An 11,483-nucleotide genomic window follows, 5' to 3' on the forward strand; every position below is an offset into this window, starting at 1 on the left:
TCAGAACTCGAGGACAGCGCCAGCGGGGCGGCTTCGCTCAAAGTGCACTCCACTCCCAGCGCGCGGCGACGCGAACAGCGCACTTGTCGTCTGCGAATAGCCGATCGAAGCCAAGGCGAGAACCCGGAGAAACAACGGCTCGGAATTACCGTCTGCACTCGGAACCACGTCAACGACTCGCGGTTGCCTTGTTCGCGCATCTCGCCGACTGCTCCAGCACCCGTAGAATCCCTTGCGCCTCCGGAATGGCGAATGCAGCGCCCGATCTCGCCGAACGTCTCCCACTCGATCTGCCCACCGTCCTCCCGAAATCTATGCTTGCGCTAAGATTCCTTCCGAATCAGCTCGCCGGTGCAGCACATCTAAGCCGCAGCTTAGAAACGCGCTTCAGAGAACATCTCCAAGCTGGCGCGATGCGCGCGTCGGTAAGTCTCCCAGACATCGCAGCACCCAACTCACTCCCACTCAATCGTCGCTGGCGGCTTCCCACTGATGTCGTAGACCACGCGCGAGACGCCGCGGACTTCATTGATGATCCGGTTCGAGACGCGGCCGAGGAAGTCGTACGGCAGGTGCGCCCAGTGGGCGGTCATGAAGTCGATGGTCTCCACGGCGCGCAGCGAGATCACCCATTCGTACGCGCGTGCGTCGCCGACGACGCCGACGGACTTGACCGGCAGGAACACGGCGAAGGCCTGGCTGGTCTTGTCGTAGAGGTCGGCCTTGCGCAGTTCATCGATGAAGATGTGGTCGGCCTTGGCCAGGATCTCGGCGTACTCGGCTTTGACTTCACCGAGAATGCGCACGCCCAGGCCCGGGCCCGGGAACGGGTGACGGTAGACCATCTCGCGCGGCAGGCCGAGTTCGACGCCGAGCCTGCGCACTTCATCCTTGAACAGCTCGCGCAGCGGTTCGACCAGGCCCATCTTCATGTGCTCGGGCAGGCCGCCGACGTTGTGGTGGCTCTTGATGACGTGGGCCTTGCCGGTCTTGCTGCCGGCCGACTCGATGACGTCGGGATAGATGGTGCCCTGCGCCAGCCACTTGGCGTTGCTGAGCTTGTTGGACTCTTCGTCGAAGATCTCGACGAACAGGTTGCCGATGATCTTGCGCTTGGCTTCCGGATCGCTCACGCCTGCGAGGGCGCTGAAATAGCGATCACGTGCGTCGACGCGGATCACGCGCACGCTCAAGGAGTGCGAGCTGGACGCATCGGCGAAGGTCGTCATGACCTGGTCGCCCTCGCCCAGCCGCAGCAGGCCTGTGTCGACGAACACGCAGGTCAGCTGCTCGCCGATGGCCTTGTGCAGCAGCGCGGCGACGACGGACGAATCCACGCCGCCCGACAGGCCCAGGATCACCTCGTCGCTGCCCACCTGCTCGCGCACGCGCGCGATCTGGTCGTCGATGATGTTGGCCGCGGTCCACAGCGTGGCGCAGCCGCAGATGTCGACGACGAAACGGCGCAGCAGCGCGAGGCCCTGCTTGGTGTGCGTGACTTCGGGATGGAACTGCACGCCGTACCAGCGCTTGTCCTCGTTGGCGAACGCGGCCACCGGCACACGGTCGGTGCTGGCGGTGACGGTGAAGTCCGGCGGTGCGGCGCTGACGTGGTCGCCGTGGCTCATCCACACGTCGAGACGCTGGGCGCCGGCGTGGTCGCTCAGGCCTTCGAACAGGCTGTCCTTGGCGACGATGGCGACTTCGGCATGGCCGTATTCGCGCGCGTCGGCGGCTTCGGTCTCGCCGCCCAGCTGCTTGGCCATCGTCTGCATGCCGTAGCAGATGCCCAGCAGCGGCAGGCCGGCGTCGAACACCTGCTGCGGTGCGCGCGGCGAATCGTGTTCGATCGTCGATTCCGGGCCGCCAGACAGGATGATGCCCTTGGGCGCGAACGCGGCGATCTGGGCCGGATCGTGGTCCCAGGCCCAGATTTCGCAGTAGACGCCCAGCTCGCGGATGCGGCGGGCGATCAGCTGCGTGTACTGCGCGCCGAAGTCGAGGATGAGGATCTTGTCGGCGTGGAGGTCTGGCGTTGCCTGGGAAGTCATGCCTTGGGAGTCCGAATGAAGCGCGAGAAGAGATGGAATACGTAGCCGGCGAGACACCCGACCGGCACCGTGCACAGTGCGAATACGATTGCGGCGCGTACCGAGAGCGCATGGCCGGGCATCGCTGCCCCACTCTGCGGAATCATCTCGGCCTGCAGCAGGTAATGCGCCACCGCGTACAGCGCCGCGGCCGCGAAGCCGCTGAAAAGAATGCGCTGCCAGAGGCGGGGAAACACCAGGCCGATGGACGCACTCAGGACCAGGGGCGCCGCAATCAGCGTCAACCAGCCCGGCGCGTCCATGGCCGCTCGCCTCAACCCGCCTGGTAATTCGGCGGCTGCTTGGTGATCTGCACGTCGTGCACGTGGCTCTCGCGCTGGCCGGCGCCGGTGATCTTCACGAACTTGGGCTGGGTGCGCATGTCTTCGATCGTCGCGCAGCCCACGTAGCCCATGGTCGCGCGCAGGCCGCCGGCGAGCTGGTGGATGATCCCGCCCAGCGCGCCGCGGTACGGCACGCGGCCTTCGATGCCTTCGGGGACGAGCTTGTCGGCATCCGACGAATCCTGGAAGTAGCGGTCCTTGGAGCCCTGCTCCATCGCGCCCAGCGAGCCCATGCCGCGGTAGCTCTTGTAGCTGCGGCCTTGGAACAGTTCGACTTCGCCCGGGGCTTCTTCGGTACCGGCGAACAGGCCACCGATCATCACCGTCGATGCGCCGGCGACGAGTGCCTTGCCGATGTCGCCCGAGTAGCGGATGCCGCCGTCGGCGATCAGCGGGATGCGGTCCTGCAGGGCCTCGGCGACCATGTCGATCGCGGTGACCTGCGGCACGCCCACACCCGCGACGACGCGCGTGGTGCAGATCGAGCCCGGACCCACGCCGACCTTGACCGCATCCGCGCCGGCGTCTTCGAGCGCCTTGGCCGCTTCGCCGGTGACGATGTTGCCGCCGATCACCTGCACCTGCGGATAGGTCTTCTTGACCCAGTTGACGCGGTCGAGCACGCCCTGCGAATGACCGTGCGCGGTGTCGACGATGATCACGTCGACGCCGGCCGCGACCAGCGCTTCGACGCGCGCTTCGGTATCGCCGCCCACGCCCACTGCGGCGCCTACCAGCAACTGCTCGTCGGCATCCTTGGCGGCGTTGGGGTTGTCGTGCGCCTTCTGGATGTCCTTGACCGTGATCAGGCCACGCAGCGCGAAATCGTCGTTGACGACCAGGATCTTCTCGATGCGGTGCTTGTGCAGCAGCGCCAGCACTTCGGTGTCACTGGCGCCTTCGCGCACGGTGATCAGGCGATCCTGCTTGGTCATCACGTTGCGGACCGGATCGTCGAGCTTGGTCTCGAAGCGCAGGTCGCGCCCGGTGACGATGCCGACCAGCCGTGTGCCGTCGACCACCGGCACGCCGGAGATGTTGCGCGCGCGGGTCAGGCGCAGGACTTCACCGATGGTGGTGTCCGGGCCGACGGTGAACGGTTCACGGATCACGCCGGCTTCGAAATTCTTGACCTTCGAGACCTCGGCGGCCTGACGCTCGACGCTGAGATTCTTGTGCAGGATGCCGATGCCGCCGAGCTGGGCCATCGCGATGGCGAGGCGGGCTTCGGTGACGGTATCCATCGCCGCGGAGACGATCGGCAGGTTCAGGCGCAGGTCGCGCGTCAGGCGGGTGGCGAGCCGGACATCCTTGGGCAGAATCAAGGAGTGGGCGGGAACGAGCGATACGTCGTCGTACGTGAGTGCTTCGGCCTGGATGCGCAGCATGCGGGGTGCCGGGGAGGAGGAAGCGCGCCATTCTAGCGCGTTTGGCCCGTTCACGCTGGCAACACAGCGGTGCGGGGGCGTGCTTCTGGGCGCGGTCGCCAGGCACGGCGCGGCCCGGATCAGTGCGCGGCTTCGGTGTTGCAGGCGCCTGCGGGCGGCGCCCAGTCGGACATCGTCATCCACGGACGCGCGCTGTCATGCAGCACCAGCACCAGTGCGCGGCGCATGGTCGTGTCCATGCCGGACAACGTCATCGGCGTCTCCGCTTCGGTGATCCCGTTTTCGCCGGCGCTGATCACTTTCGCGCCGGCCTGCGTCTGCACGCACTGGGCGCCCTCGAGCACATGGAACGCTTCGGCGCCCGAATGCGCGTGCACCACCGCGTGCATGCCCCGGGGCGTGCTCGACTCCATGTAGCGCGCCGTATACGACAGGCCCGGCGTGACCGGAAGCGGCCCGATCACCGCCGTGCGCTGACCCGAGCCGGCCTTCCAGGTCTGCGGTTCGATCGCGAACAGCCACGCCCTGCCCTGCGCCATCAATGCCTGCTGGCGCGGTCCCGTGACCGCGGCCCGGGCCTCGACCAGCGTGGGAAATGCGTAGAGATGCCAGTAGAGCGGTTGCGCTGGCAGGTCCGGCACGACGCGGGCGTCGAGCAGGTAGCAGCCGATCTCGCCCTGTCGCTGGTCGACGGGCGTCTCGCACCCGCCAGGCACCTGCGCGCTGACGGCCGCGGACATTCCGGCACCAAACAGCAGGGCCAGGCAACAGACGGCTTGGGCACGGTAGGCATGGGACTGCATGGCGACGCTCCGGTGATGACTCTCTTTCCGGAGAACGTCGTAGCGGCGCAAACCGGCCGCAGGGCGACGCGTCAGCCGGCGGCGTCTGCCGCTTCCAGCGTGTTCTGCATCAGCGTGGCGACGGTCATCGGCCCCACGCCGCCCGGCACCGGCGTGATCCAGCTTGCGCGTTGTGCAGCGGCGTCGAAGCCGACGTCACCGACCAGACGGCCGTCCTCAATGCGGTTGATGCCGACATCGATCACCACTGCGCCCTGCTTCACCCAGTCGCCGGGAATCAGCGACGGGCGCCCGACCGCGACGACCAGGATGTCGGCCTCGCCCACGTGTCGGCGCAACACGTCCGGCGGCGTGAAGCGATGGCAGGTGGTCACGGTGCAGCCGGCGATCATCAGTTCCAGCGCCATCGGCCGGCCGACGTGGTTGCTCACGCCGACGATGGTCGCGCTGGCACCGCGCACCGGGCGATCGGTGTAGGCCAGCAACGTGGTGATGCCGCGCGGCGTGCACGGGCGCAGGCCGAACTGGCGCAACGCGAGGCGGCCGACGTTTTCGGGATGGAAGCCGTCGACGTCCTTGCGCGGATCGATGCGATGGATGATGTGGGTCGCGTCGGGAATGCCCGGCAGCGGCAGCTGCACGAGGATGCCGTGCACGGCCGGATCGGCATTGAGCCGGTCGATCAGCGCGATGAGTTCATCTTCGCTGGTGCCGACGGGCAGATCGAAATCGAAGGCCTGGATGCCGACCTTCTCCGCGGCCCGGCGCTTGTTGCGCACGTAGGACTGCGACGCCGGATCGCCACCGACCAGCACCACGGCCAGCCCCGGGCGCGAGCCGCCGGCCGCGACGCGCGCATCCACGCGCACGCGCAGCTGGTCGAGCAAGGTGTCGGCAATGCGCTTGCCGTCGAGGATGCGGGCCGGGGCGGGATCAGCGGCGGTCATGCGGACGTCGTGCGGCGTGGGGGCGGCTATTGTCGCCGATTCGGCTGCCCCTTGTAGGAGCGCGCTCGCGCGCGATGCGGGTCTATGGGAATGCCAATCGCGCGCGAGCGCGCTCCTACAGGGCGCGTTGTTGCTTGCGGGGGCGTCGCGACACGCCGATCCTGTTGGACTTCCCGACGCTGGAGTTTCCCCCATGGCCGATGCCACCCCCACCCTGTCCGACGACGCCCGCACCCGTGTCGAAGCTGCCGCGTTCCGCCGTCTGCTGTCGCATCTCAACGACGCGCGTCCGGACGTGCAGAACATCGATCTGATGATCCTCGCCGGCTTCTGTCGCAACTGCCTGGCGGACTGGTATCGCGACGCGGCGAATGCCGAGGGCGCGGCGCTGGACAAGGCCGCCGCACGCGAGGCGGTCTATGGGATGCCTTTTGCGGATTGGAAGGCGCAGCACCAGAAGGATGCGACGCCGGAACAGCTGGCGGCGTTCGAGATGGCGCAGAAGACGCACGCCAGCTGATCCGGAACTCGCCGTGATCCGCCCCTTCCCCCGCCTGCGGGGCCTTGCGCCCTTTACGGGTGGAAGGCTGGGATGGGGGCAAACGGTTAGCCCACTCGAGCCACTGAGGTCTTGCTAAACACGACGCCCGAGTTTTGGGCGCGCTCGACCTGACGACTCGCCCCCACCCAACCCTCCCCCGCTCGCGGGGGAGGGCTCAAAACAAAAGCCCGCCAATCGGCGGGCTCTTGCGTACTACGTGGATCCGCAATCAGTGGATCAAGCCACAATCCCCTGACGCACCGAGTCGCGGCTCGGCGGCGCGTTGCGCAGCGAGGCGATGCGCTCTTCCAGCGGCGGGTGGCTCATCATCAGCTTCTTCAGGCCGTGGCCGACGCCACCGCTGATGCCGAACGCCGCAATGGTCTTGGGCATCGTGCTCTGGCCGTAGGTCTGGGCCAGGCGCTCGAGGGCGGCGATCATCTTCTCGCGGCCGGCCAGTGCGGCGCCGCCTTCGTCTGCGCGGAACTCGCGATAGCGCGAGAACCACATCGCGATCATCGATGCGAACAGGCCGAAGATCATGTCCAGCACGAACACGATGGCGAAGTACGCGATACCGCCACCGCCGTTGTCGCGGCCGCCGTTGAGGTAGCCGTCGATGGCGCGACCGACCACGCGGGCCAGGAAGATCACGAAGGTGTTGAGCACGCCCTGCAGCAGGGTCATCGTCACCATGTCGCCATTGGCGACGTGGGCGACTTCGTGGCCCAGCACGGCTTCGGCTTCATCGCGCGTCATCGAACGCAGCAGGCCCGTCGACACCGCGACCAGCGCGTTGTTGCGGTTGGCGCCGGTGGCGAAGGCGTTGATCTCGGGCGCGTCGTAGATCGCGACCTCGGGCATGCCGATGCCGGCTTGCTCGGCCTGGCGACGCACGGTGTTGACCAGCCAGCGCTCGGATTCGTCGCGCGGGTCCTTGATGACGTAGGCACCGGTCGCGCGCTTGGCCGACCACTTGGAAATCGCCAGGGTGAAGAACGCGCCGCCAAACCCGAACAGGGCCGCGAACACGAACAGGCCACCGTAGGTGGACGGGTTGATGCCGAAGATCGCCATGACGATGCTGACGAGCGCGAGCACGGCGAGGTTGGTGGCGATGAGAAGACCGAAACGCTTGAACATTGGGTACCTTGAATCCGGATGACGCCTGCGCCAGGCGGAGATGACAACGTGACGCGACAATTTGCGTGCACGAACGCGCAATTTCAATTCGCGATCGCGCGAGGCAGAGTGGCGACCCCATGACAGTTCATATGCCAGACAGTTTGAGGCCATGTCCGGATGTGCCCGGCTACCACGGGCGCTATGCGCCCTCGCCCACCGGGCCACTGCATGCCGGTTCTCTGCTGGCGGCGCTGGGCAGCTGGGTACTCGCGCGACAGGCGCAGGGCCACTGGTCGATCCGCGTCGAGGACGTCGACCGGTTGCGCGAAGTGGCCGGGGCGGCGCAGGGGCAACTGGCGACCTTGCAGGCGTTCGGCCTGCAGCACGATGGGCCTGTCCTGGTGCAGAGCACACGCGGCGCGCGCTATGCCGCCGTCGTCGGCGAATTGCTCGCACGCGGGCAGGCCTTCGTCTGCCATTGCAGCCGCGCCGATCTTGCAGCGGCCGGTGGACGCCACCTCGGCGCCTGTCGCGCGAGCGGCACGCGCCCGGATCCTGCAATCCGACTGCGCGTCGAACCCGGCACGACGATCGAATTCGTCGATGCGATTCGCGGACCGCAGATGCAGCGTGTCGATATCGAGGTGGGCGATTTCGTGTTGCGCCGCGCCGATGGCTTCTGGGCGTATCAACTCGCGGTGGTCGTCGACGATGGCGATCAGGGCATCACCGACGTGGTGCGTGGCGCCGACCTGCTCGATTCGACTGCGCGGCAGATCCTGCTGCAACGCATCCTGGCGTTGCCGACACCGCATTACGCGCATCTGCCGCTGCTGCTCGATGCCGATGGCCGCAAGCTGTCGAAGTCGGAACAGTCGATTGCCGTCGACGCGCGCGATCCGATGCCTGCCTTGCACTTCGCGTGGCAGGCGCTGGGACAGCCACCGATCGCATCACAAACGCCCCCTGCATTTCTCGCGTGCGCCATCGAACGCTTCGAGGTTGCGCACGTGCCGACGCAGGACATCATGATTGCTGCATCGCACAACACTGCTGTCACCCACGGTGCATAGACTGCAAAACCCGCTGCTGCAACGGCAGCGCCCCACACAGGCGAGGATGGCATGAGAGGACGCGTAGCACTGGTGACCGGCGGAACCGGTGGCATCGGCACCGCAATCGTGAAACGACTGGTCGACAACGGCTATCGCGTTGCCACCAACTATCGCAACCTGGAAAAGGCGCAGGCCTGGCAGGCGCAGATGCACGAGGCCGGCTATGACATCGCGATCGCGCCGGGCGATGTCTCCGATCACGAAGACGCCGAAAAAATGGTGCGCGACGTCGAGTCGCAACTCGGCCCGATCGATATTCTGATCAACAACGCCGGCATCACCCGCGACGGCACATTCCACAAGATGCACGCACTGCAGTGGCAGGACGTCATCAACACGAATCTCAATTCGGTCTACAACGTCACGCGCCCGGTGATCGAGGGCATGCGCGAGCGCAAGTGGGGCCGGATCATCCAGATCAGTTCGATCAACGGCCTCAAGGGCCAGTACGGCCAGGCGAACTACGCCGCGGCGAAGGCCGGCATGCACGGCTTCACGATTTCGCTGGCGCGCGAGAACGCCAAGCTCGGCATCACCGTCAACACGGTGTCGCCCGGCTACGTCGCCACCGACATGGTGATGGCGGTGCCCGAAGAAGTGCGCGCGAAGATCGCGGCCGACATTCCGACCGGTCGGCTGGGTCGCCCGGAAGAAATCGCCTACGCGGTGAACTTCCTGGTCGCCGACGAAGCCGCGTGGATCACCGGCTCGAACCTCGACATCAACGGCGGCCACCACATGGGCTGGTGACGCGTCTGCGCATCGCACGCGGATCGTCCATGCCATACCTGCGCGGACGGTCCGCGCTGCGACGCGCATCGCCCTGTTCAGCCCGTTCGTCCAGTTGCGCGCCCCAATCCGCTGCGCCATGCTGCGCAGCATCAAAGGATCAGAGTGTTGGCTTCATGAGTAGTGCCGTGCGCATCATCAAGAAGTACCCGAACCGTCGCCTCTACGATACGGAAATCTCCAGCTACATCACCATCGAAGACGTCCGCCAGCTGATCGTCGACGGCGAGGACTTCGAAGTCCGCGACGCCAAGAGCGGAAACGACATCACCCGTTCGGTGCTGTTGCAGATCATCTCCGAACACGAGTCCGACGGCGAGCCGGTGCTCTCGACCCAGCTGTTGAGCCAGATCATCCGCTTCTACGGCGATTCGATGCAGGGCTTCATGGGCAACTATCTCGAGCGGTCGATGCAGACGTTCCTCGACCAGCAGCAACAGTTCCGCCAGCAGATGGGCGGATTGGTCGGCCAGACGCCGTGGACGATGATGAACCAGCTGACCGAGCGCAACCTCGACCTGTGGAAGGAATTCCAGAAGACGATGGTCGGCGGCGTTGCACCGAGCGCCAAGCCGGCCGATCGCGATCCGCCCAAGCGCGGCCGCTGATTCTCCCGCAATACCGACACGGCGCGGATACCGCGCCGTTTTCGTGTCCGCTTTCCGGAAACCGCATATGACCCAGACACCACGCGTCGCCATCGTCACCGGTGGCCTCGGCGGCATCGGCCGCGCCATCTGTAAACAGCTCGCCGAACGCGGCGTCCATGTCGTCGCGGCTGATCTGCCGGCCGATGCCGCGCGCCTCGATGCGTTCGTTGCCGACATGGCCGGCCTGCCGGTGACCACGCTCGCCGTCGACGTCGGTGACGCCGATGCCTGCGCGGCTGCGATCGCCGATGTCGAAGCCCGCCACGGCCGGATCGACATCCTGGTCAACGCTGCGGGCATCACCCGCGACGCGACGCTGCGCAAGATGGCGACCGCGCAGTGGGACGACGTGCTGCGCATCAATCTCGACAGCGCGTTTCACCTGTGCCGCGCCGCGGTCGAGGGCATGGTCGCGCGCGGTTTCGGCCGCATCGTCAACATCAGCTCGGTCAGCGGCCAGATCGGCAACTTCGGCCAGACCAACTACGCCGCGGCCAAAGCCGGCCTGCACGGCTTGACGATGTCACTGGCCCGCGAAGTCGCGGCCAAGGGCATCACCGTCAACAGCCTGTCGCCGGGCTATGTCGAAACACCGATGACCGCGAAGATGCCGCCAGAAGTGCTTGCGCGCACCGTCGCCAGCGTGCCGGTCGGCCGCGTCGGTCAACCCGACGACATCGCCCGCGCGGTGGTGTTTCTGACCGCCGACGATGCCGGTTACATCACCGGCATCAACCTGCCGGTCAACGGCGGTCTGCTCATGGGGTTCTGAGCGCGGCGGTCGTCTCGCCCTGTGCGTCCTCGCAGAACTTCGCGCGGTACTCGAGCGCCTTGGGCATCAGCGATTCCAGGGTCTGGATGCGGGTGCCGGGATTGGGATGGGTGGATGCGAATTCCGGCTGCGCCTGGCCGCCGCTCGCCTCGGACATGCGTTCCCACAGCGGCACCGCTTCGCGCGGATCGAAGCACGCGGCGGCGGCGAGCATCAAACCGATGTTGTCGGCCTCGGTCTCGTGCTTGCGCGCATACGGCAGCAGGTAGCCGTAGCCCATCGCGGCCATGGCCATCTGCTGTTGCTGCGGGTCCATGCCGCTCATTGCGCCGGCCATCTGGCCGACCTGGGTGAGCTTCTGTTGGGCCATGCGCTGGGCGCCGTGCCGCAGCAATGCGTGGGCGATTTCGTGGCCCATGACCACGGCCAGCGCGTCGGCATTCTTCGCCACCGGAATCAGGCCCGTATAGACCGCCATCTTGCCGCCCGGCAGGCAGAACGCATTGGCCTGGTCGGACTCCAGCACGTTGACCTCCCACTCGAAGGTCTCCGAGAAGCGGGTCGGCTCCAGCCCGTGTTCGCGCGCGAGTTCGGCCTCGACCACGTCGACCTTGGCGATCAGACGTTCGGCGATCAGGCGGACGTCCTTGGAGATCTCGCTGTCGGGATCGACGGGGCGTTCCTGGCCCAGGATTTCCTGGTAGGCCTCCAGCCCGAGCGCTTTTTCCTGCGTCACGTCGAGGCCACGATCGATCAGCACGGTCTCGCCGGTGACCGGGTCGACGCTCTGGTTGGAGAAGTAGTAATAGGCGCCGTAGCCCGCGAACAGCAGCAGCACGACGAAGCGCATGCCGAAACGGCGACGCGGTGCGCGACCGGACTGCCGACGGTCACCGCCGCCGAAAGGATTCTGTCTCAT

Annotated in this window: 12 protein-coding genes; 5 read left to right on the forward strand and 7 right to left on the reverse strand. The window is 66.6% G+C overall.

Annotated elements, in window-relative coordinates; all coding sequences use genetic code 11:
• Window positions 1-455: 455 nt before the first annotated feature.
• The 5 genes from guaA to folD all read right to left on the reverse strand — a co-directional run bounded on the left by guaA (window position 456) and on the right by folD (window position 5,572).
• Complete coding sequence (gene guaA, locus ACZ9YD_RS07485; RefSeq protein ID WP_465074493.1) at window positions 456-2,051, reverse strand: glutamine-hydrolyzing GMP synthase; 1,596 nt, start codon at window positions 2,049-2,051, stop codon at window positions 456-458.
• Window positions 2,048-2,353: a hypothetical protein gene (locus ACZ9YD_RS07490; protein WP_465074494.1), complete on the reverse strand. Its 306-nt coding sequence runs from the start codon at window positions 2,351-2,353 to the stop codon at window positions 2,048-2,050. Before ACZ9YD_RS07490 ends, guaA begins: the two co-directional genes overlap by 4 nt.
• Window positions 2,354-2,364: 11 nt before the next feature.
• Window positions 2,365-3,822, reverse strand: coding sequence for an IMP dehydrogenase (guaB, locus tag ACZ9YD_RS07495; RefSeq protein ID WP_465074495.1), 1,458 nt, complete (start codon window positions 3,820-3,822; stop codon window positions 2,365-2,367).
• Between the two features lie 119 nt (window positions 3,823-3,941).
• Window positions 3,942-4,562, reverse strand: a complete 621-nt coding sequence (locus tag ACZ9YD_RS07500) for a hypothetical protein (RefSeq protein ID WP_465074496.1) — start codon at window positions 4,560-4,562, stop codon at window positions 3,942-3,944.
• A 134-nt stretch (window positions 4,563-4,696) separates the two neighbouring features.
• Window positions 4,697-5,572 (reverse strand): bifunctional methylenetetrahydrofolate dehydrogenase/methenyltetrahydrofolate cyclohydrolase FolD, encoded by an 876-nt coding sequence (gene folD / locus ACZ9YD_RS07505; protein WP_465074497.1) that lies wholly within the window; start codon window positions 5,570-5,572, stop codon window positions 4,697-4,699.
• Window positions 5,573-5,765: 193 nt separating this feature from the next.
• Here folD and ACZ9YD_RS07510 point away from each other — a divergent pair, with 193 nt between their 5' ends.
• Window positions 5,766-6,092, forward strand: coding sequence for a DUF1244 domain-containing protein (locus ACZ9YD_RS07510; RefSeq protein ID WP_465074498.1), 327 nt, complete (start codon window positions 5,766-5,768; stop codon window positions 6,090-6,092).
• 258 nt (window positions 6,093-6,350) lie between these two features.
• On the opposite strand, the gene htpX is transcribed toward ACZ9YD_RS07510, so the two are convergent.
• The gene (htpX, locus tag ACZ9YD_RS07515) at window positions 6,351-7,256 is read right to left on the reverse strand and encodes a protease HtpX (RefSeq protein WP_465074499.1); all 906 of its coding nucleotides are present in this window, start codon (window positions 7,254-7,256) and stop codon (window positions 6,351-6,353) included.
• Between the two features lie 119 nt (window positions 7,257-7,375).
• Here htpX and gluQRS point away from each other — a divergent pair, with 119 nt between their 5' ends.
• The 4 genes from gluQRS to phbB (ACZ9YD_RS07535) all read left to right on the forward strand — a co-directional run bounded on the left by gluQRS (window position 7,376) and on the right by phbB (ACZ9YD_RS07535) (window position 10,564).
• Entirely contained in the window at window positions 7,376-8,311 is a 936-nt protein-coding gene (gene gluQRS, locus ACZ9YD_RS07520; RefSeq protein ID WP_465074500.1) for a tRNA glutamyl-Q(34) synthetase GluQRS, read from the forward strand.
• A gap of 51 nt (window positions 8,312-8,362) precedes the next feature.
• A complete protein-coding gene (phbB, locus tag ACZ9YD_RS07525; protein ID WP_465074501.1) occupies window positions 8,363-9,103 on the forward strand; it encodes an acetoacetyl-CoA reductase in 741 nt (246 codons plus the stop codon).
• A 155-nt stretch (window positions 9,104-9,258) separates the two neighbouring features.
• On the forward strand, window positions 9,259-9,750 hold the full coding sequence (gene phaR, locus ACZ9YD_RS07530; protein WP_465074502.1) for a polyhydroxyalkanoate synthesis repressor PhaR: 492 nt from the start codon (window positions 9,259-9,261) through the stop codon (window positions 9,748-9,750).
• A gap of 67 nt (window positions 9,751-9,817) precedes the next feature.
• On the forward strand, window positions 9,818-10,564 hold the full coding sequence (phbB, locus tag ACZ9YD_RS07535; RefSeq protein WP_465074503.1) for an acetoacetyl-CoA reductase: 747 nt from the start codon (window positions 9,818-9,820) through the stop codon (window positions 10,562-10,564).
• On the opposite strand, the gene ACZ9YD_RS07540 is transcribed toward phbB (ACZ9YD_RS07535), so the two are convergent.
• Window positions 10,551-11,483 carry a M48 family metallopeptidase gene (locus ACZ9YD_RS07540; RefSeq protein WP_465074504.1) on the reverse strand — a complete coding sequence of 311 codons (933 nt, stop codon included), beginning with the start codon at window positions 11,481-11,483 and terminating at the stop codon, window positions 10,551-10,553. The two genes, phbB (ACZ9YD_RS07535) and ACZ9YD_RS07540, sit on opposite strands and share 14 nt — an antisense overlap.

The organism is Luteimonas sp. AC640a (assembly GCF_979256585.1).

Excerpts from the sequence above, each read along its gene's own strand:
- ACZ9YD_RS07490 (WP_465074494.1), bottom strand. The coding sequence starts at position 2,353 with ATGGACGCGCCGGGCTGGTTGACGCTGATTGCGGCGCCCCTGGTCCTG.
- ACZ9YD_RS07510 (WP_465074498.1), top strand. The coding sequence starts at position 5,766 with ATGGCCGATGCCACCCCCACCCTGTCCGACGACGCCCGCACCCGTGTC.
- phbB (WP_465074501.1), top strand. The coding sequence starts at position 8,363 with ATGAGAGGACGCGTAGCACTGGTGACCGGCGGAACCGGTGGCATCGGC.
- ACZ9YD_RS07500 (WP_465074496.1), bottom strand. The coding sequence starts at position 4,562 with ATGTCCGCGGCCGTCAGCGCGCAGGTGCCTGGCGGGTGCGAGACGCCC.
- phbB (WP_465074503.1), top strand. The coding sequence starts at position 9,818 with ATGACCCAGACACCACGCGTCGCCATCGTCACCGGTGGCCTCGGCGGC.
- ACZ9YD_RS07540 (WP_465074504.1), bottom strand. The coding sequence starts at position 11,483 with ATGAGACAGAATCCTTTCGGCGGCGGTGACCGTCGGCAGTCCGGTCGC.
- htpX (WP_465074499.1), bottom strand. The coding sequence starts at position 7,256 with ATGTTCAAGCGTTTCGGTCTTCTCATCGCCACCAACCTCGCCGTGCTC.
- gluQRS (WP_465074500.1), top strand. The coding sequence starts at position 7,376 with ATGACAGTTCATATGCCAGACAGTTTGAGGCCATGTCCGGATGTGCCC.
- phaR (WP_465074502.1), top strand. The coding sequence starts at position 9,259 with ATGAGTAGTGCCGTGCGCATCATCAAGAAGTACCCGAACCGTCGCCTC.
- guaA (WP_465074493.1), bottom strand. The coding sequence starts at position 2,051 with ATGACTTCCCAGGCAACGCCAGACCTCCACGCCGACAAGATCCTCATC.
- folD (WP_465074497.1), bottom strand. The coding sequence starts at position 5,572 with ATGACCGCCGCTGATCCCGCCCCGGCCCGCATCCTCGACGGCAAGCGC.
- guaB (WP_465074495.1), bottom strand. The coding sequence starts at position 3,822 with ATGCTGCGCATCCAGGCCGAAGCACTCACGTACGACGACGTATCGCTC.